This is a genomic window from uncultured Luteimonas sp. (genome assembly GCF_947492465.1).
In the GTDB taxonomy this organism is placed as follows: domain Bacteria; phylum Pseudomonadota; class Gammaproteobacteria; order Xanthomonadales; family Xanthomonadaceae; genus Luteimonas.
Window position 1 is genome coordinate 1,034,847 of sequence record NZ_CANLNF010000001.1, and the last position, 22,229, is coordinate 1,057,075.

Here is a 22,229-nt window from a genome sequence, read left to right on the forward strand (position 1 = left end):
TTTCTGGCTTCCTGTCCGGCCGGGGCGCGCCGGCCGGACGATTCCGGATTCAGGCCTTGCGGCTGGCGATCCACTGGTCGACGCGGCGCTCCAGCAGGTTCAGCGGCAGCGCGCCGCCGCCGAGCACCGCGTCGTGGAAGCCGCGGATGTCGAAACGGTCGCCGAGCTCCGATTCGGCCTTCGCGCGCAGCTCCTGGATGCGGATCATGCCGATCTTGTAAGCCGTCGCCTGGCCGGGCCAGGTGATGTAGCGCTGGATCTCCGAGCGGATCGCGGCTTCGGGCGTGGCGGAGTTGCGGCTGAAGTACTCCACCGCCTGCTGCTCGGTCCAGCCCTTGGCGTGCAGGCCGGTGTCGACCACCAGCCGCACTGCACGCCACAGTTCGGACGCCAGGCGGCCGTACTCGGAGTAGGGGTCGGCGTAGGTCCCCGGCATTTCCCGTGCCAGCCATTCGGCGTACAGGCCCCAGCCTTCGGAATAGGCGGTGGAGCGTGCCTGGGTGCGGAACTCCGGCACGCCGGTGAGCTCCTGCGCGATCGAGATCTGCATGTGGTGGCCGGGCAGCCCCTCGTGGTAGGCGATCACCTCGAGTTCGGGCTTGGGCATCGCGTTCATGTCCGACAGGTGCGCGTAGTAGATGCCCGGCCGCGAACCGTCGGCGGTGCCCGGGAAGTAGTGCTGCGCGGCGCCGGGCTGTTCGCGGAACGGTTCGACGCGCTTGACCACGAGGTCGGCCTTGGGCAGCAGCCCGAAGTACTGTGGCAGCACCTTCTTGATGTTGTCGATGGCGCGCGTCGCATCGTCGATGTAGGCCTGCCGGCCTGCATCCGTGTCCGGATACTTGAACTTTGGATCGGTGGAGATGTGCCTGAAGAAGGCCTGCAGGTCGCCCTCGAAGCCGACCCGCTCCATCAGCGCTTCCATCTCGCCGTGGATCCGTGCGACCTCGTCCAGCCCGATCCTGTGCACGGCCTCCGCGTCGAGATCGGTGGTGGTGTGCATGCGCAGCTGGTGGCGGTAGTAGTCCTTGCCGTCGGGCTGGGTGGTGCCTACGCCGGACGGGTTGTCGATGGCCTCGGCGCGGTCTTCCTCGGCCCAGGCGATCAGCGCGCGGTAGGCCGGCTGGATGTTGGCCAGCAGCGCCTCGCGGGCCTGCGCCTTGAGCGCGGTGGCGCGTCCGCCATCGATGGCGCCGGACTTCACCAGGCCGTCGGCCTTGGCCTGCAGGTCGGCCCACAGGGCAGAATCGGAGCCCTCGTCGAACGGTGCGCCGGTGACCACCGCGCGCGCTTCCTTGAGCACGCCGTCGTAGGCGAAGCGCGGCATGCGGTAGCCGTCGTCGGCGTTGCGCCGGGCCAGCTCCAGCATCTGGCCCATGGCGCGGCGCGCCTCCTTCAGCCGGGAGAGGTAGGCCAGGTAGTCCGCCTCCGTCGCGACCTTGTGGAAATTGATCAGGAAGGTGGGCAGGAACGACTGCGCGCCCTGCATCTGGTTGAACACGTAGACATTGCGGCGGAAGGCGTTGGAGGCCGCAGCGTTGTCGTACTGGAGCTTCCACAGGTCCCAGGACAGCCTGGCCTCGTCGTCGAGCGCATCGCGGTCGAAACGCGCTTCCATCTCCTGGACCGTGGCCTTGCGCCAGGCGAGGCGCTCGTCCTGGGCCTGCTCGGACATGTCGTCGAGCTGGTCGTAGAGTTCCTTGCGGCCGAGGAAGGTCAGGGTGATGGGGCTGAAGCGTAGCTCTTCCTGGTATTTCTGCTCGAACCACGCATTCAGGCGCTGGCTCTCGCTCTGCGCAGCGCTGGCAGCCGCGACCGGCGCTTCCTGTTGCGCAAGGGCGATGGGCGCGGCGAGCGCGAGCGCGACCGACAGGGCGAGGGTGCGGACGAGGGCAGGCCTTTGCATGGTGCATCTCCAGTTGGGGATGCACGGAGCATAGGCGTGCCGGACCGGTCCCGCCATGCGACTGATGGCAGGGGCGATCCGGGTGCGGGTTCTCGCGCCGTGGCGCGGTGCAGGAGGCGGCGCCGATGCGGCGCGACCGGCGGAGTGCCGGCTTACTTCATGCGGTAGGTGATGCGACCCTTGGTCAGGTCGTAGGGAGTCATCTCGACCTTGACCTTGTCGCCGGTCAGGATACGGATGTAGTTCTTGCGCATGCGTCCGGAGATATGCGCAATGATTTCGTGGCCGTTCTCCAACTTCACCCGGAACATGGTGTTCGGGAGGGTCTCGGAGATCGTGCCTTCGAATTCGATGACGTCGTCTTTCGCCATTCGTCCTGTTGCCGGTGGTTGCGGGCGTGCCACTGCCGCGAAAATAAGCGGGGCATTCTGCCACGCGCGCCCATTTCATGCAAAGCGGGCGTCGTCGGGGTTCATCCGCCGAGCCGGCGCAGCGGCAGCATGCCGAAGCCGGTGCTCCAGGACCCGGCCGCGTCCGGCGCGCCGGCCAGTGCGTCGACGGCTTCAAGGAACCGCTCGCGCGGCATGTGCACCGCGCCCAGCGACAGCAGGTGCGGGTTCTCCACCTGGGCGTCGATCAGCGGCCAGCCGCGCCCGTCGAGCCAGTGGGCGAGGGCGGCCAGCGCGGCGGTGGAGCCGCCCGAGGCGGCGCTGAACATGCTCTCGCCGAAGAACATCCGTCCGACCGCGACGCCGTAGATGCCGCCGACCAGCGCCGCGTCCGCGGTTGGGTCGGCGAACACCTCCACGCTGTGCGCGTGGCCGAGCGCGTGCAGGCGCAGGTACGCCGCCTCCATCGCCGGGGTGATCCAGGTGCCGGCCTGTCCTTCCCGCGGGATGCGCGCGCAGCGTTCGACGACGCGCCCGAACGCGGTGTCGGCGCGCGCCACCCAGTCCGAGCGCCGCAGGCTGCGCCGGAAGCGCGAGGACAGGTGCACCGCGTCGGTGCGGAACACCATGCGCGGGTCCGGCGACCACCACAGGATCGGCTGCCCGTCCGAGTACCAGGGGAAGATGCCGTGGCGGTAGGCGTTGAGCAGGCGGGTCGGGGATAGGTCGCCGCCGTAGGCGAGCAGTCCGTCCGGCTGGCGCAGCGCGGTGGCGGCATCGGGGAACGGCGCGGCCGGGTCGTCGGGCAGCCGGGGCAGGGACAGGGTCACGCCCGGATTGTAGGGGCGGTGGACGCGCTCGCGGGTTCGATGCGGTGGGTTCGCGCGGCGTCGCGATGGAGCCTGGGGCCGGCACGGTCGCTTCGGCGTGATCGATGGTCCCCGTGGCGGCGAGCCGGCCGCAGGCGTCTCAGCCGCTCGCGACGGGGCCGGACGGGTGCCGGAACGGGGAGCGCTGCGCCAGCCAGGCCTTGTTGCGACGTACCACGGCGCGTTCCTCCGCGCACCAGGCCGCCAATGCCTCGCGGAAGCTGCCGTCCGCGATCCAGTGGCGGCTGCGCACGTCGACCGGCAGGAAGCCGCGCGCGATCTTGTGTTCGCCCTGGGCACCCGGTTCGAACACCCGCAAGCCCTCGCGCAGGCAGTAATCGATGCCCTGGTAGTAGCAGGTCTCGAAGTGCAGGCCCGGCAGCGCGGCCAGCGCGCCCCAGTAGCGGCCATAGAGCGTGTCGCCGCCGCGCAGGCAGAGCGCACCGGCCACGGTCCCGCCTTCGTGCGTGGCCAGGAACAGCACCAGCCGCTCCGGCATGGCCCGGGCCAGGTGCTGCAGGAACTCCAGGGTCAGCGCCGGCGAGTTGCCGTACTCGGCGAACGTCTGCAGGTAGAAGCGGTGCATGGCGGCCAGGTCCGCCGCGCTGGCTTCGCCGCCGTGCACGACCCGGAACCCGATGCCTGCGCGCGCGACCCGGGCCCGTTCCTGGCGGATGTTCTTGCGGTGCTTGTGGTCCATCGCCGCCAGGTAGTCGTTGAAATCCAGCCAGCCGGCGTCGTTGCGCCAGTGGTACTGGATGTCGGTCCGCGCCAGCCAATCGTCGCCGAAGTCCGCGTCCTCCCCGGCGGCATGGAAGTTGACGTGCGCCGACGACAGTCCCAGGCGCGCGGCTTCCGCCGCCAGCGCATGCGCCAGGGTGGTGCGCAGCGAAGCGTCCGGCGCCAGCAGTCGCGGACCGGTGACCGGCGAATAGGGCACGCCGCACAGCAGCTTGGGGAAGTAGTCGCGCCCGTGCTGCGCATAGGCATGGGCCCAGGCGTGGTCGAAGACGAACTCGCCGTGCGAGTTGTGCTTCAAGTACGCGGGCGCCGCCGCCACCAGCCTGCCGTCGTCCCACAGGGTCAGGTGGTGCGCGGTCCAGCCCCACTCCTGCCGCAGGCAGCCGCGCGATTCGAGTCCTTCCAGGAAGGCGTGCGCGATGAAGGGGTGGTGGCCACCGTGGAGTGCATCCCACTGCTCCGCCGGCACGTCGCACAGGCGTGCCAGCCATCGCGCCACCGGGCTCATGCGCTTTCGGGAAGACGGGGGATGGAGCGGAGCAAGGCGTCGCGGTCGGGCTCGAAGTCGATCGCGGCCAGCCCGCGCGCAAGTGCGTGGCCGGCATGTACGCGGGCGGCTTCCGCGAACGCGGGGTGCCCGCAGGACGCCACCGCGGCCAGCGTCTTCTGCAGGTGGATGCCGATCTCCAGCAAGCCGGCGCCGTCGCGCGCCAGCTGCGGAAAGACGTCCTCGAAGACGTCCGGGACATCCACCGGCGGCACGAATACCCGCGGATGGCGGGGTTCCGTCGGCGCGGACCCGGCGCCGGCCCAGCCGCAGAGCAGCCGCGTCACCGTCACCAGCACATCGATCGCCGTCCCCGGGTCGTTGGTCGCAGTCGACAGGGCGCGCGAACCGATCTCGGCGAGCACCACGAATCCGAACCGGGGATCCTGCTCGAAGCTGCGCTGCGTTCCGAGCGTGAAAGCGGAGCGGACCCCGTCGGCCAGCGCGCGGTCGAAGCCGGGCCCGTCATACCAGGCCAGCGGCCGTCCCGGCGAGGCCAGGCCGCCTGGACGGATCGCCACGTGGACCACGCCGCCCGCCTGCGACGCGAGGACCGACAGCCGTTCCACGTCCACGTGTTCCACATAGCCCACGCCACCTGCCGCGACCGGTTGCGCGCCGGCCTGCACGTCCCGCGCGCCCGGGGCACCTCCCAGCCACGGATCACGCAGGTGCGCCCGTATGGCCTTGGCGGTCGCGTCCTCCACCAGCTGGATGGTGGCGCCGACGCGACCGAAGCTCGACAGCTGGTCGATCCAGCGCAGCAGGGTCAGGGTGATCAGCGCGATCACCAGCACGGTGGCGGCGAACAGCACGACGCGGCCGCCATCGCCGTACAGCCCGGTACTCAGTGCGATCAGCCCGACGACGGAGAACAGGAACGCGCCGATGAACGTCGCCAGCGCGCTCTGCGCGGAACTGTCGGCGATGAGCAGTCGGGTGGCGCGCGGCGTCGCGCCGCTCGAGGCGGACGCGTAGGCCGCCACCATGATCGACAGCGAGAACGTGGTGACCGCCAGCATCGACGAGGCGAGGATGGTCAGCAGGTTGCCGACCGAATCGGCGCCGGCGATGCCGGCGACGCCGTCCGGGATCCACGGCCTGACCAGGGCACCCAGCAGGGCCGCGCCCATCCCGAACAGGGCGTACACCGTGGCCCTGAAACGCATGCGCCGCACCACGCGCCTGAGCGCGAGCCGGAGCTGGGGGAGGGTCGGGGCCATGGGCGAAGGCCAGGCGGCTGGACGATCCGGCGTCGCGCGCCGCTCAGCCGCCCTTGTCCAGGAACCGCTCGGCGTCGAGTGCGGCCATGCAGCCGAAGCCGGCCGAGGTGATCGCCTGGCGGTAGACCTGGTCGGCGACGTCGCCGGCGGCGAACACGCCCTTGACCGAGGTTTCGGTGGCACCGCCGGCCAGGCCCGAGCGGATGTCGAGGTAGCCGTTGTTCATCGCCAGCTGGCCTTCGAACAGCGTGGTGTTGGGCGTATGGCCGATCGCGACGAAGAAGCCGTGCACGTCGATCTCGCGGGTGCTGCCGTCCTGCACCGACTTCAGGCGCATGCCTGTGACGCCCGCGTCGTTGCCCAGCACCTCGTCCACGGTGTGGTGCCACACCGGCTCGATCTTGCCCGCGGCAATCTTGGCGAACAGCTTGTCCTGCATGATTTTCTCGGCGCGCAGCGTGTCGCGGCGATGCACCAGGTAGACCTTGCGGGCGATGTTGGACAGGTACAGCGCTTCCTCGACCGCGGTGTTGCCGCCGCCGACCACGGCCACGTCCTGGTCCTTGTAGAAAAAGCCGTCGCAGGTGGCACAGGCCGACACGCCGCGCCCCTTGAACGCTTCTTCCGATTCGAGCCCGAGGTACTTGGCGGTCGCGCCGGTGGCGATGATCAGCGCGTCGCAGGTGTACTCGCCGCTGTCGCCGACCAGGCGGAACGGCCGCTGCGACAGGTCGGCGGTGTGGATCTGGTCGAACACCACTTCGGTCTCGAAGCGTTCGGCGTGCGCCTGCATGCGCGCCATCAGGTCCGGGCCCAGCAGGCCGTGCGCATCGCCGGGCCAGTTGTCGACCTCGGTGGTAGTCATCAGCTGGCCGCCCATCTGCAGGCCGGTGATGACCACGGGCTTGAGGTTGGCGCGCGCGGCGTAGACGGCGGCAGTCCAGCCGGCGGGGCCGGAGCCGAGGATGATCAGGCGGATGTGCCGGGGCGAAGAAAGTGGCATGTATACTCGCAGTTCATGAGCGCGGCTTGACGGGCCCATAGCTTGGCGGCGGCGCGGCGGCAACACAAGGCGCGCGCGGCTCCGCCGGCGAAGCGCAGCATCCGCGGCGCCGTTCCCGGGCGCGCAGTTCCGCTCCTGGCCCGCGCGATGCGGGTCTTTTCTTGCCGGCAACGGCCATCAGGAACCGGAGCGGACGCATGCGCATCGGAGTACCGAAGGAAACCAAGGCGCTCGAAGGTCGCGTGGCGCTGGTCCCGGCCGCGGCGGGCGACCTGGTGCGGCGCGGGCATGAGGTGTGGATCGAGCGCGGCGCCGGCGTGCTGTCGGGTTTCGCGGACGCCGACTACGAGCGCCTGGGTTCGCGCATCGCGCCCGATGCCGGCGCGCTGTACGAACGCGGCGAACTGATCGTCAAGGTCAAGGAGCCGGTCGAAGGCGACCTCGCGCTGCTGCGCGCGCACCACCTGCTGTTCTGCTACCTGCACCTCGCGCCCGATCCTGTGCTGACCCGTCGCCTGCTGCAGATCGGCCTGACCGGCATCGCCTTCGAGACCGTCGAAACGGACGGGGGCGAACTGCCGCTGCTGGCGCCGATGTCGACGATCGCCGGCAGGATCGCGGTCCAGGTCGGCACGACGCACCTGCACCAGCCGCTGGGCGGCAAGGGCGTCCTGCTTGGCGGGCTGCCGTCGACCCCGCGCGGCAGGGTGGTGGTGTTCGGCGCCGGCCAGGCCGGCGGCGCGGCGGTGACGGCCGCGGCGGCGGGCGGAGCCAACGTGGTCGTGTTCGAAACGCGCCAGGACCGGCGCGAGGCGATGATGCGGGTCGGCCAGAACGTCACCACGCTGCATCCCTACGAGGACGTGGTCGCCCGCGAGGTGGCCTCGGCCGACCTGGTCGTCGGCGCGGTGCTGGTGACCGGCGCGGTCGCCCCGCAAGTGCTCAGCCGCGACCAGGTCCGGGCGATGGAGGATGGCAGCGTGCTCGTCGACATCGCGATCGACCAGGGCGGCTGCTTCGAGACCTCGCGTCCGACCAGCTGGGCGGCGCCCACCTACGTGGAGGAGGGGGTCACCCACTTCTGCGTCACCAACATGCCCGGCGCCGTGCCGCGGACCAGCTCGCAGGCCATCTGCGCGGCGATCCTGCCCTGGGTGGACCGGTTGGCCTCGGGCGGCTGGCGTGAGCACCCCGCGCTGCGGCGGGGCCTCAACGTCGAGGGCGGGCGGCTGGTGCATCCAGCCCTGCAATCGCTGGACCTTTGAATTAAGATCAAGGCATTGGATCGATTTGCTAAGGCAGTGGATGACGGTGGCTCGGGCGATTCCTGAACGCGGCAAGCGCCAGCGCGCGACGGCCAAAGAGGCCACGCCGCCGGATCCTCGCCGCCAGCGCCTGCTGCGCGACATCGCGATGATCCTCATCGCGCCGCTGCTGCTGTACCTGCTGGTGTGCCTGGCCACCCATTCGCCCGAGGACCCGGGCTGGTTCGTCGCCTCAGGCGGCGGCGTGGCCAGCGAACTGCACAACGCCGGCGGCCCGGTCGGCGCGCGCATCGCCGACATCCTGCTCGGCCTGACCGGTTACGTGGCCTACCTGCTGCCGCTGATCCTCGGCGCGATCGCCTGGATCGCGCTGTTCGGCATGGATTCGGACGGGGACGGGCGGGTCGATTTCGGTCCGGCGCTGCGCCTGGTCGGCATCGTCGGCTTCGTGGTTGCCGGGGCCGGGATGCTGTACCTGCGCCTGGGCAACGTCGAAGGCATGCCGCAGGGCGGCGGGGGCATCCTCGGCCGGCTGGTCGGCAATTCGCTCGACCGCGGCTTCGGCGCGCTCGGCGGCAACCTGTTCCTGCTGGCGCTGCTGCTGGTCTCGGTGACGCTGGCGACCGGACTGTCCTGGCTGGCGGTGGCCGACCGCGTCGGCGGCTGGGTGCTGCGGCTGCCCGAACTGCTGCGGCGCGGCCGCAAGCAGGCGGCCGAACGCATCCAGGCCCATGAGCGCCGCGTCGAGCGGGAGGAGACGCGCAAGGTCGACACCGAACTGCGCGCCAGGCGCGAGAAGGTGAAGATCGAGCCGCCGCCCGCGCCCGTGGTGGAGAAGAGCGAGCGCGCCAAGCGCGAGCAGCAGATTCCGCTGTTCCATGTCGCGGATGGCTCCGGCATCCCGCCGCTGGCGCTGCTGGACGATCCCAAGCCGCAGCCCAAGGGCTACGACGAGGACACGCTGGAAACGCTGTCGCGGCAGATCGAGTTCAAGCTCAAGGATTTCCGCATCGACGCGCAGGTGGTGGGCGCCTATCCGGGTCCGGTGATCACCCGCTTCGAGATCGAGCCGGCGCCCGGTATCAAGGTCAGCCAGATCAGCTCGCTGGACAAGGACATCGCGCGCGGCCTCTCCGTGAAGTCGGTGCGCGTGGTCGACGTGATCCCGGGCAAGTCGGTGATCGGGCTGGAAACGCCGAACACCCATCGCGAGATGATCTACCTGAGCGAACTGCTGCGCTCGAAGGAATACGACAAGTCCGCCAGCCCGCTGACCCTGGCGCTGGGCAAGGACATCGCCGGGCGGCCGACCGTGGCCGACCTTGCGCGCATGCCGCACCTGCTGGTGGCCGGCACCACCGGTTCGGGCAAGTCGGTGGCGGTGAACGCCATGGTGCTGAGCCTGCTGTACAAGGCGTCGGCGAAAGAGCTGCGGATGCTGATGATCGACCCGAAGATGCTGGAACTCAGCGTCTACCAGGGCATCCCGCACCTGCTGGCGCCGGTGGTCACCGACATGAAGGAGGCCGCCAACGGCCTGCGCTGGTGCGTGGCCGAGATGGAGCGGCGCTACAAGCTGATGAGCGCGGTCGGGGTGCGCAACCTGGCCGGATTCAACAAGAAGGTCCGCGACGCGCAGGAGGCCGGGCAACCGCTGCTCGATCCGCTGTTCCGCCCCAATCCCGAGTCCAGCGACGTCGCCGAGCCGCTGGAGACGCTGCCGTTCATCGTCATCTTCATCGACGAATTCGCCGACATGATGATGATCGTCGGCAAGAAGGTCGAAGAACTGATCGCGCGGCTGGCGCAGAAGGCGCGCGCGGCGGGCATCCACCTGATCCTGGCCACGCAGCGTCCGTCGGTGGACGTGATCACCGGCCTGATCAAGGCCAACATCCCCACCCGCATCGCGTTCCAGGTCTCGAGCAAGATCGACTCGCGCACGATCCTCGACCAGTCCGGCGCCGAGACCCTGCTGGGCCATGGCGACATGCTGTACCTGCCGCCGGGCACCGCCATGCCCGAGCGCGTGCACGGCGCCTTCGTCTCCGACGAGGAAGTGCACCGCGTGGTCGAGAACCTCAAGCAGAGCGGCGGCGGCCCCGACTACATCGAGGGCGTGCTGGACGAGTCGCAGACCATGTACGACGGCACGACGGTCGGCGCAACCGGACTGCCGGAAGCCGGCGCCGCCTCCGGCGACGAATCCGATCCGCTCTACGACGAGGCGGTGAAGATCGTCACCGAGACGCGCCGTGCCTCGATCTCCGGCGTGCAGCGGCGGCTCAAGATCGGCTACAACCGCGCCGCACGACTGGTCGAGGCGATGGAGGCGGCCGGCGTGGTGTCCGCGCCCGAGCACAACGGCGACCGTGCCGTGCTGGCGCCGCCGCCGCCGAAGTAGGGCGGCGCGGCGATTCCCCGGTTCGTCGTCGCGGGCGCGGCGGCACCGGGACGCACCTTTTCCTGATTGCACGGGACCACGGGCAAAGGCGCGCGCCTTGCTCCCGTCCGCGAAGACGCCTCCGGCGCCACGCCCGTCAACGGCGCAATGGACGGAGCCGTTGTCCCGGAGCGCCCGTCCGCCTTCCACCCCGATTCCCGTTTCCTTGCACTGGATGGGCGAAGTGCTTGTTCAGCTTCCTCTTTGCAGACTTGCGCCACCCATCACGAAGGATGCCTTCCATGATCCGCACACACCGCTGGCTGTTCATCGCACTCGTGGTGCTGGCGGGCGCCGCACATGCTGGCGCGCGCGAGCAGCTCGACAGCTTCACCCGTGGCCTGAAGGGCCTGGATGGCCGGTTCGCCCAGCAGGTCTTCGACGACAACGGCCGCGTGCGCGAGTCGTCCAGCGGGCGTGTCGCGCTGTCCGCGCCGCGCCTGTTCCGCTGGGAGTACGAGAAGCCCTATCCGCAGCTGATCGTGGCAGATGGCCGTACCGTGTGGGTCTACGACCCGGACCTGGAACAGGTCAGCCGGCGTCCGCAGGGCAGCGCAGAGCAGGACAGCCCACTGGCCGCGTTGATCGATCCGGGCCGCCTGGACCGCGACTTCCTGGTCGAGGACGGCGGCGAATCGGACGGCCTGCAGTGGCTGCTGCTCAAGCCGAAGCAGGCTGCCGACGATGCCGCGTTCCAGAGCGCGCGCCTCGGCCTGGACGCTTCGGGCCTGGCGCGGATGGAGATCGTCGACGCACTGGGCCAGCGCACGCAGATCCGCTTCAGCAGCTGGAAGCGCAATCCCGCCTTTGCCGCCGATACGTTCACCTACACGCCGCCGGCCGGCGTGGACGTGGTGGGCGAGGGCTGACCGGACCGGCGTCGAGGACGGGGACGGGAACAGCATGCATGGGCGACCGCCACCGATGATCCGATGCCGCTCCCGCGCGCGACTGCTGCTCGCTGCCGCCTGTCTGGCGACGCTTCCGGCGCTCGCGCAGTCGCCTCCCGCCACGTCGCCGCCCGCGCCGCTGGCGGCACCCGCGCCGCAGCGTCTTGCCACCAGCGGCGACGAAGCCCTGGACAACGCGGTGGCCGCGGTGGTCGTGGCCGCCCTGGCCGAACAGATGAATACGCCGTCGATCGCGGTGGCCATCGAATCGTTCGATGTCGCCATCGCCAGCCTGAGTGACCGCACCGTCAGCGGGCAGGGGCGCATGCGGCTCGGCGACGATGCCGACTGGATCGGGTTCCGGTTCAGCACGCTGTACGACACGACCTTCGCCAGCGCCGGCTATCCGCGGATCCTGATCGGCGGGGTCGCGGCCGGCGAGCGCGAAGTGCCCAATGATTCGATGCTCGTGCGCCAGCTCGAGGAGCGCGTGACGGTCGAACTCGACCGGCAGTTCGGCGACACCTCGGCGCGGCTGCAGCTCGACGACATCAGCACCGTCGAGGGCGGTCGCCGGCTGTTGCGGATCAATGCACGGGGCGTCGCCGATTTTGGCCGCAACGGCAATACACCCGTGCGTATCGAGGCGCTGTACGACCAGGTCGCCAATGCCTGGCAGCGGGTGAACTACGAACTCGGCGTCGCGCCGCGCTGACGCGCTTTCGCCGGCAGGACGCCCGGCGCGGTTGGGCAAAGGTCCGCGCCACGCGCCGTGACGCACAAGCTGGCAGCCCTGGTTGATGCCCTCGGCGGCACCGCTCGCGGATGAAGGCTGCCCGTGCGGTCCCGCCCGCTGCCCTACGCGAGTCCTGCAATGCCGGGCGGGCAGCACAGCCGCAGCATCACCGCGCACAGCGTGAGGCCGGACCGGGGCGGCGGCGCGGCGGTGCCAGGAACTTGCCCGGATACTGGCACTATCCGTAGGACCTTGACCCTGACCCTGGCCGTGGCCGTGGCGGGACAGGCGCATGCCGCGGAAAACAGGCCCGCCGCGCGGTCCCCACGCCCGCCTTGGTATCGTGTCGCCCCCATCGATCCACGGACTTCGCTCGCGTGCCCCGCAAGGCTTCCCCCGGCGCCGGCCCCGCGCCCGACCTGCTCACCGCCGACAACGCCGCCCTGCGCCCGCTGGCCGAGCGCATGCGCCCGCGCACGCTCGACGAGATGGTGGGGCAGCGGCGGCTGGTCTCGCCCGATTCGGCGCTGCGCACGTCGATCGAAGCGGGCGCCGTGCACTCGATGGTCCTGTGGGGCCCGCCCGGCTGCGGCAAGACCACGCTGGCGCTGCTGCTGGCACGCTATGCCGATGCCGACTTCCGCTCGGTGTCCGCGGTGCTGTCGGGCCTGCCGGAGGTGCGCCAGGTGCTGGCCGAGGCTGGCCACCGCTTCGCCGAAGGCCGCCGCACGGTGCTGTTCGTGGACGAGGTGCACCGCTTCAACAAGGCGCAGCAGGACGCGTTCCTGCCGCATATAGAGCGCGGCACCATCGTGTTTGTCGGCGCGACCACCGAAAACCCCTCGTTCGAGCTGAACTCCGCGCTGCTCTCGCGCTGCCGCGTGCACGTGATGGAGGCGGTGTCGGCCGACGACATCCGGCTCGCGCTGCAGCAGGCGCTCGAAGACGCGGAGCGCGGGCTCGGCGGGCGCGGACTGCGGATCGAGGACGCACAGCTGCACCTGATCGCGGTCGCGGCCGACGGCGACGTGCGCCGTGGCCTGACCCTGCTTGAAATCGCGGCCGAACTGGCGGGCGAGGGCGGCACGATCACCGACGCGGTGCTCGAGCAGGTGCTGGCCGATCGCACCCGCCGCTTCGACAAGGGCGGCGAACAGTTCTACGACCAGATTTCGGCGCTGCACAAGTCGGTGCGCAGCTCCAACCCCGATGCCGCGCTGTACTGGCTGGCGCGCATGCTCGACGGCGGCTGCGACCCGATCTACCTCGCACGGCGCATGACCCGCATGGCCGTGGAGGACATCGGCCTGGCCGACCCGCGCGCCCTGCCAATGGCCATCGACGCCTGGAACACCTACGACCGGCTCGGCAGTCCCGAGGGCGAACTCGCGCTCGCGCAGCTGGTGATCTACCTGGCCAGCACCGCCAAGTCCAACGCGGCCTATGTCGCGTTCAAGGCCGCCCGGCGCGACGTGTCCGAATACGGCACGCAGGACGTGCCGATGCACCTGCGCAACGCGCCGACCCGGTTGATGAAGGAGCTGGGCTACGCCAAGGGCTACCAGTACGACCACGACAGCGACGGCGGCGTGGCCCTGGACCAGACCGGCTTCCCCGATGCGATGGGCGAGCGGATCTACTACCGCCCCGTGGAGCGCGGCATGGAGCTCAAGCTCAAGGACAAGCTCGATCGATTGCGTTCGGCGCGCGGCGCCAGCGGACGCAGGCAGGGCGACTCCGGCGCATAGCCGCGGCTGCCTGCCCACGCGCTTCGGGATCGCGGTCGCCCCTTCCCGTCGGTTTGCGGCGAAGATGGGTGTTTTCACGGGAACGCGCTCATGGCGGCAACGACCGGACGCGGCAGGTGGTTCGTTGCGGGGGCGGCCCTGGCCGCGGCGCTGCTGGCCGGCTGGGGCGTGGCGCGGCTGCGCGGCCCGGAACTGCCCGGTTACGAGGTGGCCAGCGGCCCGCTGGTGCAGAACGTGGTGGCCACCGGGCGCGTGGCGGCGCTGTCGCGGGTGCAGGTGGGAGCGGAGATGTCCGGGCTGGTGCTGGAGCGGCGGGTGATGGAAGGCGACCGCGTGGCGCCCGGCGACGTGCTGGTGGTGCTGCGCGCGCGCGACCTGGAGGCGCGCCGCGACGAGGCGCGCGCCGCGCTGGTGGCGCTGCGCGGGACCGAGCGCCCCGATGCCGAGGCGGGATTGCGCCAGGCACGGGCGGACCTTGCGCAGGCCGAGCGCGACCTGGCCCGGCGGCGCGAGTTGGGCGAGCGCCAGCTGGTCTCGCGCGAAAGCGTGGAACAGGCGGCGCAGGGCGTGGTCGCGGCCCGCGCGGCTGCCGACCGGGCGCGGCTGGCGGTCGACGCGCTCGATGGCGGCGCGCGCGAGGCGCAGGCGCGCGAACGGCTGGCCGCGGCCGAGGCCGACCTGGAGCGCGCGGTGATCCGCTCGACCGTCTCGGGCACCGTGCTGGTCCGCGCGGTCGAGCCCGGCGACACGGTCACTCCCGGCCAGGTGCTGCTGGAGATCGCCGGCGACGCGCCCGGCGAGGTGCTGCTGGCGCTGGACGAGAAGAACCTGGACCGGCTGCAGCCCGGCCAGTCCGCGACCTGCATCGCCGATGCGTTCCCGGCCAGGCCCTTCGCCGCCACCGTGCACCACATCGCGCCGGGCGTGGATCCGGCGCGGGGCACGATCGACGTGCGCCTGCGCATCGACCCGGCGGCGGATTTCGTCCGCCAGGACATGACCGTGACCGCGACCATCCTGACCGGCCGCAGCGAACGCGCGCTCGCGGTTCCCAACGATGCCCTGCTCGACGCCGGGCCGGGCGCGCGCCGGGCCGGCGTGCTGCGTGTGCGCGAGGGCCGGGTGCAGCGCGTCGAGGTGCGCCTGGGCCTGCGCGGCCTGGCCATGACCGAAGTGCTCGAAGGCCTGGAGGAGGGCGACCGGGTGCTGGCTGCCGGCGCGCTGGATCCGGAGCGCATGCCCGCCGAAGGCGACCGCGTCCGCATCGTCGCGCAGGCCGCGCCCGAGGCGGGCGACGCGCGCAGCGGCGAACTGCCGGTCCAGTTCGACTGACCCGATGTGGATCGAATCCACCATCGCCATGCGCTTCCTGCGCCAGGGCCGCGCGCAGACGCTGCTGATCCTGGTCGGCATCGCGGTGGGCGTGGCGGTGATCGTGTTCGTCACCGCGCTGATCGCCGGGCTGCAGGAAAACATCATCGACCGCACGCTCGGTACCCAGTCGCACCTGCGCGTGGAGGCGCCGCGCGAGGTCAACCGCATCGCCCCCGTGCCCGCCGGGACAACGCAACTGGTGCTGGAGGATCCGCGCCCGCAGGCGCTGCGCCCGATCGACAACTGGATCGAGGTCCAGGGCGTGCTCGACCGGCTGTCGGGCATCACCGCGGTCTCGCCGCTGGTCTCGGGCCCAGCGTTCGGCCGTCGCGGCGAGGCGGTGGAGTCGGTGGCCCTGGTCGGCGTCGACCTCGCGCGCTACCTGCGCGTGATCCCGCTCGACGAGAACATGGTCGAAGGCCGGCTCGAGGTCGGCTCGGGCAACGCCGTGGTCGGGCGCCAGCTCGCCGAGGACCTCGGCCTGCGCCTGGGCGGCAAGCTGCGCCTGGACACCGGCGGCGGACGCGACGCGGTGGTCAACGTGGCAGGCATCTTCGAACTGGGCGTGCGCGAACTCGACGCGCGCTACGTCTACGTGGACCTCAAGCAGGCGCAGTCGCTGCTGGCGCTGCCGGGCGGGGTGACCGTGATCGACGTGACCGTGGAAGACCTGTTCGCGGCCGACCGCATGGCCGCGCGCGTGCGCGGCCTCACCGGGCTGCAGGCCGAGAGCTGGATGGAAAGCAACGCCCAGCTGATGAACGCGCTCAGTTCGCAGAGCCTGTCCACGCGCATGATCAGCGTCTTCGTGGCGGTCTCGGTGGCGCTCGGCATCGCCAGCGTGCTGGCGGTGAGCGTGGCCCAGCGCACCCGCGAGATCGGCATCCTGCGCGCGATGGGTACGCGCCGCGCGCAGATGCGGCGCGTGTTCCTGGTGCAGGGGGCGGTGCTGGGGCTGGCCGGTTCGGCGATAGGAGCGCTGGCCGGGCTGGGCATGGTCGCGGCGTTCAACGGCTTCGGACCGAAACTGTTCCTCATCCCGCTGCCGCCGGCGCTGGTGCCGGCGGCCATGGCGCTGGCCACCATCGCCGGCATGGGCGCGGCCTACGCGCCGGCCTCGCGTGCGGCGCGCCTGGATCCGGTGGAGGCGATCCGTGGCTGAGACGCGCGAGGTGCTGCGGCTGGAGGGGCTGCGCAAGTCCTACAACGTCGGCAGGCCCAACGAGGTGGAGGTGCTGCATGGCCTCGACCTGCGCCTGGACAGCGCCGATTTCGCGGCGCTGGTCGGTCCCTCGGGCTCGGGCAAGAGCACCCTGCTCAACCTGATCGGTCTGCTCGATTCGCCCACCGACGGCGAACTCTACCTGCGCGGCGAACCGACCCGCGCCATGGACGACGAGGCGCGCACCGCGCTGCGTGGCCGGCACATCGGCTTCGTCTTCCAGTTCCACCACCTGATCACCGCGTTCACCGCGCTGGAGAACGTGCTGATGCCGTGGATGGTGGCCAACGGCAGGCCAGGCCCGGAAATCCTCGAGACCGCGCGCGGACTGCTGGCCGACGTGGGCCTGGAGAAGTTCGCCGACCGACGGCCGGACCAGCTCTCCGGCGGCCAGCAGCAGCGCGTGGCCATCGCCCGGGCGCTGGTAACGAAGCCGGCTCTGCTGCTGGCGGACGAGCCTACCGGCAATCTCGACACGAAGACCGCGGCCGACGTGTTCGGCCTGCTGCGCCGCTTCAACGCACAGTACGGCTGCGCCGTGCTGGTGGTGACCCACGATCCGCGCCTGTCGGAAACCTGCGACCGCACCATCAACCTGGTGGACGGGTGCATCGTCTCGGACGAGCGGCGCGACGTTGCCGACGGCCGACCCGGGCCGGAGCAGCCACAGCCGGTCTGAGCGGAAACGCGGTCTGCGGACACGCAAAACCCGGCGCGGGGCCGGGTTTCGTGCAAGGTGCTGGACCTTGAATCTGGTGGGCGGTGCAGGGTTCGAACCTGCGACCCTCGCCGTGTGAAGGATAAGATGGGGGCTTTTTAGTCAATCGCTTGCGATCTAAGTGTTTGAATTATAAGGCTTGCGTAACATGGCGTTATGTCGCGATATGATGCCATTTGCACTTACCGTGCACTTACGCAATTGCACTTACGAAGGCAAAGATGAAGATCAAGCTCACGACTCGAAGCGTTGAGTCCGTGAAGCCCGCAGCCGCCCCAATCGAGATTCACGACGCGGGACAGCCTGGCCTGGTGCTGCGCGTGCAGCCGTCCGGCCTTCGTTCTTTCATCGTGGTGTGGGGGCGTGGCAAGCGCCGCACGTTGGGACGCTATCCGACGATGACCTTGGACGGTGCCCGGATGGCGGCACGCGCGGTGCTGACGGAAGCTGACACAACCGGGGAACCCGTCAAGCGCGAGAAAGGCACCGTCGCGGATGTTTGCCGTGACTACGTGGACGCGCTGCGCTCCGATGGCCGGGACAACACGGCCAACGATGTCAATCGCCGCTTCGAACGCACGATCTATTCCGACCGCATCGGTTCGCTTCCGTTGGCGAAGCTGTCGGATAAGGAAATACGAAGCTGGCGTGATCGCGTGGAGCGGGGCGACCTTGCGCCCTTGCCGGTGAAGAAAGGCAGGCCGCCGGAGCCTAAGCCGCTGTCGAAGGCGGGCGTTAACCGCATCCGGACGACGCTGGTCGCTGCGCTGAATCATGCAGTGAAGCGTAGGCGCATCCGTCCCGAGCGTGCCATTGAATGGGAGAACGTTGCGCCGTATGAGGCGGCGACCGTGCGCCGTGAACTGTACTTGGACCGCGAGCAGCGGCGCGCGCTACTGGCTAACGCTGGCGACGACTTGCGCGATCTGATGGAGTGTTGCGTCCTGACCGGGTGCCGACCGGGTGACCCGGCGGCAGTGCTGCGCAGCGACTACGACGCGCGACACGGCGCCGTCACGTTCAAGACAAAAGATCATCCGCGCACCATCCCGCTTTCGCCGAGCGCCAAAGCGCTTTTTGATCGCTTGGCGGAAGGAAAGAAGTCGGGGGATCGCCTATTTACCAATGCAGGCAAGACATGGACCCCGCGTGACTGGTCCGGCATGGTCAAGGATGCTGCCGCCGCTGCGAAGCTGCCCGCCGATGTTGTGCTTTACACACTGCGCCATTGCTGGATCACAGACGCAATCACGGGCGGCATGGACCTGCTGACCGTTGCGAAGCTGGCGGGAACGTCACTGGCAATGATAGAAAAACACTATGGGCATCTGGTGCACGGCACAGCCCGCGAAAAGCTGGCAGCGATGGAGTTCCTATGAGCATCGAGAGAGTTCGAACATTACTTGCCGCAGGTTTGAGGCGCGACGCGGAAGAACTTGCGCGCTTACTTGATCCGGTGCCAATTCCGGAGGGTGAACGTTCTGAGATGTGGCGACTGATCGCATCGGATAGGACACCGCAGAAGCGCGGCACACCGAATCACAAGGGCGACCGCCTCGCCACGTTGTCCGACGATCTTAAGATCGCCGAAGCGGTCAAGGCTCTACGTGACTCCGGTGCAACGCTAGAGAACGCCTATGCCGAGGTGGCGCAACGCATATGCAAGTCGGAAGAAACGGCGAAGCGCCTGTATAGGACGTTCTATCCGAAGTCAAGGTAAGCCAATCTGCGATTAGATTGCATGGGCTAGCTGCCAATTGAAAATCATATTGCGTTCCAACCCGCAGCCGCTGCGGTACAGGAGCGCAACATGAGCAGGAAGATTGATCCGCCGCTGACGATTGACGAAATCGCCAGCATCACGAAGCAGGGCCGCCCGTCCATCTATCGGGCTATCGATCTAGGCCACCTGAAAACCTACTTGGTCGGGCGTCGTCGCTTCGCACGTGAGTCAGCCGTGGAAGCGTGGATCGACAAGATGGAAAAACAGTCCGACGCGGGCGCTCCCATCGTCTACCGCCCGCGCGTGGGGGTCTGACATGGCGACGGAACGCGAGTTGATCGCGCGTGCCATCGGCGACGGGCTTCCCGCTGGCATCGCTGCTGCGTGCAGCGAGTTAGTCGCGCGGGCTATCGATGATGACGCGGATGCACTGCTGATAGCTGGCGCTGCGCTCCTAGTGGAGCCTTGGACGCGAGCGGCGCCACCCATTTCGTTTCGGGCAAACATGGCGGGCGCGCTACCGCACCCTGCGGAACTCGCGCGGTTCGTGCAGCGCTATGCCCCGACATCGAAGATCCATAACACCCTGGATAACGTCGTGTCGATCTGGCAGGCGTGCCCCGCTGCTGCGTTGTGCAGGCAGGAAGTGCGGCACGCGGTGCGTACATTGCACACGCACGCGCAGCTGGTGACGGGACTCAAGGGACCAATCGCACGCACGGTTCGACAGGCGGCCTATGCGTCAACCCTTGCGCTACTCAATCCGGAGGATGAGGCGTGATTCTTACCGACGACGATCTTGAAAGTTATATGCGTGCATTCGATCTTCCCGACGAGCGTCGCGCTGTGCTCCAAGCGGTGTTCAACGACGCCAATCACGTCACGGCGAACCATGCGAAATGGACGCCTGATGATGGGACGCCGAGCATCTTCCTTCGTTCTGCTGCGCATTGCCTGGTCATGATGTACCTGTCTCGGCCCGATAAGGGCGCCCAACGCAAGATGGCTACAGCGTTCTGGAATCTGCTGGCACTCAATGGGCAGGGGACGCCGTCATGCAAACTCCACTGACCATTCCCTCGCTGCTGCCGCCTCGCTTCGTCTTGCAGCTGCCCCCGGCGCTAGTGGAACGACTACATCATTTGTGCCGCTTCGACACTCCGGCGCAAACCCATTCGGCCGTATTCGATGCGTGCAACATCATCGAGTCACAGGTAAAGCCCGAACACTTTGGGCAGCCGTTTGTGCACGCTGCCGCTTACTTGCTGGTCTTGGAATTCGCTTACTACCGTAGGGCGCAGACCCGGAAGAAGCCGAAGTGCATGCCGCAGGTACTGAACCTGATTGATCCGTTCCGAAAAGGGTTCGTGCCGTATGACTGAAATCATCTACTCGCGCGGATTCGGTACCAAGGACAATCAGCCCGAGAACCGCAGCGCGCCTGACTTCGCTGCGTTCTGCGATGCCATCCTTCAAGATCGCAGCAAGGCGAAGGGTGAAGCGTGGATCGCTGCCGCGTTCCGCGATGGTCGCCGCAGCAATGCATCGGCCATGCCGCGCCGCTGGCTTCCGATTGATCTTGACTGCATCACGCCCGAGCAGTGCCAGTCGCTGCTATCCAAGCTGCCGGCATACGGTGCACTGGTGCACACAACGGCGTCGCACACGGATACAGCGCCACGCCTGCGGATCATTGTGGAACTGGCGTTCGAAGCTGATGCGTTGTCGGCTAAGGCGACCGTTGCGATGCTGTGTGATCAACTCGGCGTCCCACGTGACCCCGCGTGCGATGCTGCTGCGCAGATTGTTTACACGCCACTGGTAGGCGCCTGGTCGCATCGCTTCACCGGGCAACCCGTGGTCCCGGTGCCGGGCGTGCATCCGGCCACCGTGACCATGCCCGACGTGATCCCCGATGCACACCCGCTCGCGTGCCTACTGGCGGAAATGGACCTTGCCCGTGCGCTGAATGATCTGCGGGTCACCAAGCCGGGCGGTCGAAACAATCTGCTGTCAGCTGTGGCGCATCGTACCGGGGGATACGTAACTGCGGGTCGCCTTTCGCGCGATGACACCACGGCTGCAATGATGGATGCGGTCGCCGCATGGGGCGAGCCTGACAAGTCGCGGGCGACGATTGAGCGGCAGCTGACAGAGGGCGGGAACACTCCATCGGTGCTGCTGGTGCCGGAGGTTGATCGTTCTGTGATCCCCGTGCGGCGGCAACCCTTCAACGACGGTCCACGAATCCGAAACGGCGCGGACCTGATGCAGCGTCACTTTCAGCCCACGACGTGGATCATCGATGGCATCTTGCCTGCGGGCATCACGTTGCTATCGGGCGATCCGAAAGTAGGCAAGTCGTTCCTGTCGCTGCAATTCGCGTTCGCGGTCGCCACGGGCTGCCAGCTGTGGAATGGCCGCAAGGGTGAAGCACGTGGCCGCACTCTGTACCTGGCGCTTGAAGACAATGACAAGCGAATGCAGAAGCGAATCAATGGCGTGAAGCTGGACCGTGGGCAACACAGTGCCGACATGAGCCTGTTCGACTACGCCACTGAATGGGAGCGAGGCGCAGCCGGCGTTGAAGAGATCCGCAACTATCTCCACGCCAACCCGGACTGCCGTCTGATCATCATTGACACCATCGCCGCATGGCGCGATGAGGACCCCGGACGCAAATCAGCATATCAGCACGATTACCAAGTCGGGCAGCTGTTGAAGCCGCTAGGCCGTGAGTTCGACGTTTCAATCTTGCTTGTCACTCACAATCGCAAGCAAAGTTCCGACGATTCCATGCAGAAGATCTCCGGAACCCAAGGGTTGCTTGGATCGGTAGACGGTGCCCTTGTTCTGGAGAAAGGCGCGCGTGGTGCGGAGCATTCGACGCTTGTCGTCAACGGTCGCGACATTGAAGACCCCAGCGAGTTGGCGATCACGCGCACGGCTACGGGCTTCTGGGCGTGTCTCGGCAAAGCGGATGAGGTAGCGCGTAGCAGCGAGTCACAAGCCGTCATGCAGGCGCTGGTGGCGCTTGGCGGCATTGGATCGACAAAAGCCATTCAAGGTGCGATGGAGGAACCGATCAAGCTGGCGACATTGCAGCGTCGTCTTTCACGCATGGCAAGTCGCCGCGAAATTCAGCGCGATCATCACGATCTCTATTCGTTGGCGCAGGGCGGAGGTATTTCAAAGAAGCTGCCAGAGCCACCGGACATTTCGCCGCCCGGTTCAGACGGGGCGGGGGGTGGGGGTCGTCTACTGTCCTAGCTGTCTGAATGTCTGGATGTCCGCAGACATTCAGACACTAAGACACCAAAGACATAGGAGGAGTGTGCGCACTCCCGGTCTGCGGCATCGCAAAAGTTGCGCAATTTTCCGTCAACGATGATCGCACCATCGTTCCCGATAATTTCGCTGCGGAACGCTGGC

At 68.4% G+C, this 22,229-nt stretch carries 21 protein-coding genes; 15 read left to right on the plus strand and 6 right to left on the minus strand.

What is annotated here, in order from left to right; genetic code table 11:
- Positions 1 to 49 precede the first annotated feature (49 nt).
- The 6 genes from Q0863_RS04560 to trxB form a co-directional block, all read right to left on the minus strand.
- Complete coding sequence (locus Q0863_RS04560; RefSeq protein WP_298575521.1) at positions 50 to 1,906, minus strand: DUF885 domain-containing protein; 1,857 nt, start codon at positions 1,904 to 1,906, stop codon at positions 50 to 52.
- Positions 1,907 to 2,058: 152 nt separating this feature from the next.
- The gene (gene infA, locus Q0863_RS04565) at positions 2,059 to 2,277 is read right to left on the minus strand and encodes a translation initiation factor IF-1 (protein ID WP_112926214.1); all 219 of its coding nucleotides are present in this window, start codon (positions 2,275 to 2,277) and stop codon (positions 2,059 to 2,061) included.
- A 101-nt stretch (positions 2,278 to 2,378) separates the two neighbouring features.
- Positions 2,379 to 3,125 carry a leucyl/phenylalanyl-tRNA--protein transferase gene (aat, locus tag Q0863_RS04570; RefSeq protein WP_298575531.1) on the minus strand — a complete coding sequence of 249 codons (747 nt, stop codon included), beginning with the start codon at positions 3,123 to 3,125 and terminating at the stop codon, positions 2,379 to 2,381.
- Between the two features lie 139 nt (positions 3,126 to 3,264).
- On the minus strand, positions 3,265 to 4,413 hold the full coding sequence (locus Q0863_RS04575; protein WP_298575534.1) for a GNAT family N-acetyltransferase: 1,149 nt from the start codon (positions 4,411 to 4,413) through the stop codon (positions 3,265 to 3,267).
- Complete coding sequence (locus tag Q0863_RS04580) at positions 4,410 to 5,675, minus strand: DUF2254 domain-containing protein (RefSeq protein ID WP_298575538.1); 1,266 nt, start codon at positions 5,673 to 5,675, stop codon at positions 4,410 to 4,412. Before Q0863_RS04580 ends, Q0863_RS04575 begins: the two co-directional genes overlap by 4 nt.
- A gap of 43 nt (positions 5,676 to 5,718) precedes the next feature.
- Positions 5,719 to 6,678 carry a thioredoxin-disulfide reductase gene (gene trxB / locus Q0863_RS04585; protein ID WP_298575541.1) on the minus strand — a complete coding sequence of 320 codons (960 nt, stop codon included), beginning with the start codon at positions 6,676 to 6,678 and terminating at the stop codon, positions 5,719 to 5,721.
- 197 nt (positions 6,679 to 6,875) lie between these two features.
- Here trxB and Q0863_RS04590 point away from each other — a divergent pair, with 197 nt between their 5' ends.
- The 15 genes from Q0863_RS04590 (at position 6,876) to Q0863_RS04660 (ending at position 22,067) form a co-directional block, all read left to right on the plus strand.
- On the plus strand, positions 6,876 to 7,943 hold the full coding sequence (locus tag Q0863_RS04590) for an alanine dehydrogenase (protein ID WP_298575544.1): 1,068 nt from the start codon (positions 6,876 to 6,878) through the stop codon (positions 7,941 to 7,943).
- A gap of 46 nt (positions 7,944 to 7,989) precedes the next feature.
- The gene (locus Q0863_RS04595; protein WP_298575919.1) at positions 7,990 to 10,347 is read left to right on the plus strand and encodes a DNA translocase FtsK; all 2,358 of its coding nucleotides are present in this window, start codon (positions 7,990 to 7,992) and stop codon (positions 10,345 to 10,347) included.
- Positions 10,348 to 10,628: 281 nt separating this feature from the next.
- Positions 10,629 to 11,255, plus strand: a complete 627-nt coding sequence (gene lolA / locus Q0863_RS04600; protein ID WP_298575546.1) for an outer membrane lipoprotein chaperone LolA — start codon at positions 10,629 to 10,631, stop codon at positions 11,253 to 11,255.
- Between the two features lie 55 nt (positions 11,256 to 11,310).
- Positions 11,311 to 11,991 carry a hypothetical protein gene (locus Q0863_RS04605; protein ID WP_298575548.1) on the plus strand — a complete coding sequence of 227 codons (681 nt, stop codon included), beginning with the start codon at positions 11,311 to 11,313 and terminating at the stop codon, positions 11,989 to 11,991.
- A 485-nt stretch (positions 11,992 to 12,476) separates the two neighbouring features.
- Positions 12,477 to 13,760, plus strand: coding sequence for a replication-associated recombination protein A (locus tag Q0863_RS04610; protein WP_298575920.1), 1,284 nt, complete (start codon positions 12,477 to 12,479; stop codon positions 13,758 to 13,760).
- 90 nt (positions 13,761 to 13,850) lie between these two features.
- Positions 13,851 to 15,092 carry an efflux RND transporter periplasmic adaptor subunit gene (locus tag Q0863_RS04615; RefSeq protein ID WP_298575550.1) on the plus strand — a complete coding sequence of 414 codons (1,242 nt, stop codon included), beginning with the start codon at positions 13,851 to 13,853 and terminating at the stop codon, positions 15,090 to 15,092.
- A 4-nt stretch (positions 15,093 to 15,096) separates the two neighbouring features.
- Positions 15,097 to 16,296, plus strand: coding sequence for an ABC transporter permease (locus Q0863_RS04620; RefSeq protein ID WP_298575553.1), 1,200 nt, complete (start codon positions 15,097 to 15,099; stop codon positions 16,294 to 16,296).
- Complete coding sequence (locus tag Q0863_RS04625; protein WP_298575556.1) at positions 16,289 to 17,035, plus strand: ABC transporter ATP-binding protein; 747 nt, start codon at positions 16,289 to 16,291, stop codon at positions 17,033 to 17,035. The genes Q0863_RS04620 and Q0863_RS04625 overlap by 8 nt, the downstream gene beginning before the upstream one ends.
- Before the next feature lie 260 nt (positions 17,036 to 17,295).
- Positions 17,296 to 18,453, plus strand: coding sequence for an integrase family protein (locus Q0863_RS04630; protein WP_298575559.1), 1,158 nt, complete (start codon positions 17,296 to 17,298; stop codon positions 18,451 to 18,453).
- Entirely contained in the window at positions 18,450 to 18,794 is a 345-nt protein-coding gene (locus Q0863_RS04635; RefSeq protein ID WP_298575562.1) for a hypothetical protein, read from the plus strand. Before Q0863_RS04630 ends, Q0863_RS04635 begins: the two co-directional genes overlap by 4 nt.
- Positions 18,795 to 18,884: 90 nt before the next feature.
- Positions 18,885 to 19,112, plus strand: coding sequence for a helix-turn-helix domain-containing protein (locus Q0863_RS04640; RefSeq protein WP_298575565.1), 228 nt, complete (start codon positions 18,885 to 18,887; stop codon positions 19,110 to 19,112).
- 1 nt (position 19,113) lies between these two features.
- Complete coding sequence (locus Q0863_RS04645) at positions 19,114 to 19,578, plus strand: hypothetical protein (RefSeq protein WP_298575568.1); 465 nt, start codon at positions 19,114 to 19,116, stop codon at positions 19,576 to 19,578.
- On the plus strand, positions 19,575 to 19,868 hold the full coding sequence (locus Q0863_RS04650) for a hypothetical protein (protein ID WP_298575570.1): 294 nt from the start codon (positions 19,575 to 19,577) through the stop codon (positions 19,866 to 19,868). Before Q0863_RS04645 ends, Q0863_RS04650 begins: the two co-directional genes overlap by 4 nt.
- Positions 19,853 to 20,179 (plus strand): hypothetical protein, encoded by a 327-nt coding sequence (locus Q0863_RS04655; RefSeq protein WP_298575572.1) that lies wholly within the window; start codon positions 19,853 to 19,855, stop codon positions 20,177 to 20,179. Before Q0863_RS04650 ends, Q0863_RS04655 begins: the two co-directional genes overlap by 16 nt.
- Positions 20,172 to 22,067, plus strand: coding sequence for an AAA family ATPase (locus Q0863_RS04660; protein ID WP_298575575.1), 1,896 nt, complete (start codon positions 20,172 to 20,174; stop codon positions 22,065 to 22,067). Before Q0863_RS04655 ends, Q0863_RS04660 begins: the two co-directional genes overlap by 8 nt.
- Positions 22,068 to 22,229 lie beyond the last annotated feature (162 nt).

Excerpts from the sequence above, each read along its gene's own strand:
- Q0863_RS04580 (WP_298575538.1), bottom strand. The coding sequence starts at position 5,675 with ATGGCCCCGACCCTCCCCCAGCTCCGGCTCGCGCTCAGGCGCGTGGTG.
- Q0863_RS04630 (WP_298575559.1), top strand. The coding sequence starts at position 17,296 with ATGAAGATCAAGCTCACGACTCGAAGCGTTGAGTCCGTGAAGCCCGCA.
- Q0863_RS04615 (WP_298575550.1), top strand. The coding sequence starts at position 13,851 with ATGGCGGCAACGACCGGACGCGGCAGGTGGTTCGTTGCGGGGGCGGCC.
- Q0863_RS04575 (WP_298575534.1), bottom strand. The coding sequence starts at position 4,413 with ATGAGCCCGGTGGCGCGATGGCTGGCACGCCTGTGCGACGTGCCGGCG.
- Q0863_RS04655 (WP_298575572.1), top strand. The coding sequence starts at position 19,853 with ATGCAAACTCCACTGACCATTCCCTCGCTGCTGCCGCCTCGCTTCGTC.
- Q0863_RS04620 (WP_298575553.1), top strand. The coding sequence starts at position 15,097 with ATGTGGATCGAATCCACCATCGCCATGCGCTTCCTGCGCCAGGGCCGC.
- Q0863_RS04605 (WP_298575548.1), top strand. The coding sequence starts at position 11,311 with ATGATCCGATGCCGCTCCCGCGCGCGACTGCTGCTCGCTGCCGCCTGT.
- Q0863_RS04660 (WP_298575575.1), top strand. The coding sequence starts at position 20,172 with ATGACTGAAATCATCTACTCGCGCGGATTCGGTACCAAGGACAATCAG.
- infA (WP_112926214.1), bottom strand. The coding sequence starts at position 2,277 with ATGGCGAAAGACGACGTCATCGAATTCGAAGGCACGATCTCCGAGACC.
- Q0863_RS04640 (WP_298575565.1), top strand. The coding sequence starts at position 18,885 with ATGAGCAGGAAGATTGATCCGCCGCTGACGATTGACGAAATCGCCAGC.
- Q0863_RS04645 (WP_298575568.1), top strand. The coding sequence starts at position 19,114 with ATGGCGACGGAACGCGAGTTGATCGCGCGTGCCATCGGCGACGGGCTT.
- Q0863_RS04590 (WP_298575544.1), top strand. The coding sequence starts at position 6,876 with ATGCGCATCGGAGTACCGAAGGAAACCAAGGCGCTCGAAGGTCGCGTG.
- trxB (WP_298575541.1), bottom strand. The coding sequence starts at position 6,678 with ATGCCACTTTCTTCGCCCCGGCACATCCGCCTGATCATCCTCGGCTCC.
- Q0863_RS04610 (WP_298575920.1), top strand. The coding sequence starts at position 12,477 with ATGCGCCCGCGCACGCTCGACGAGATGGTGGGGCAGCGGCGGCTGGTC.
- Q0863_RS04560 (WP_298575521.1), bottom strand. The coding sequence starts at position 1,906 with ATGCAAAGGCCTGCCCTCGTCCGCACCCTCGCCCTGTCGGTCGCGCTC.
- lolA (WP_298575546.1), top strand. The coding sequence starts at position 10,629 with ATGATCCGCACACACCGCTGGCTGTTCATCGCACTCGTGGTGCTGGCG.
- Q0863_RS04635 (WP_298575562.1), top strand. The coding sequence starts at position 18,450 with ATGAGCATCGAGAGAGTTCGAACATTACTTGCCGCAGGTTTGAGGCGC.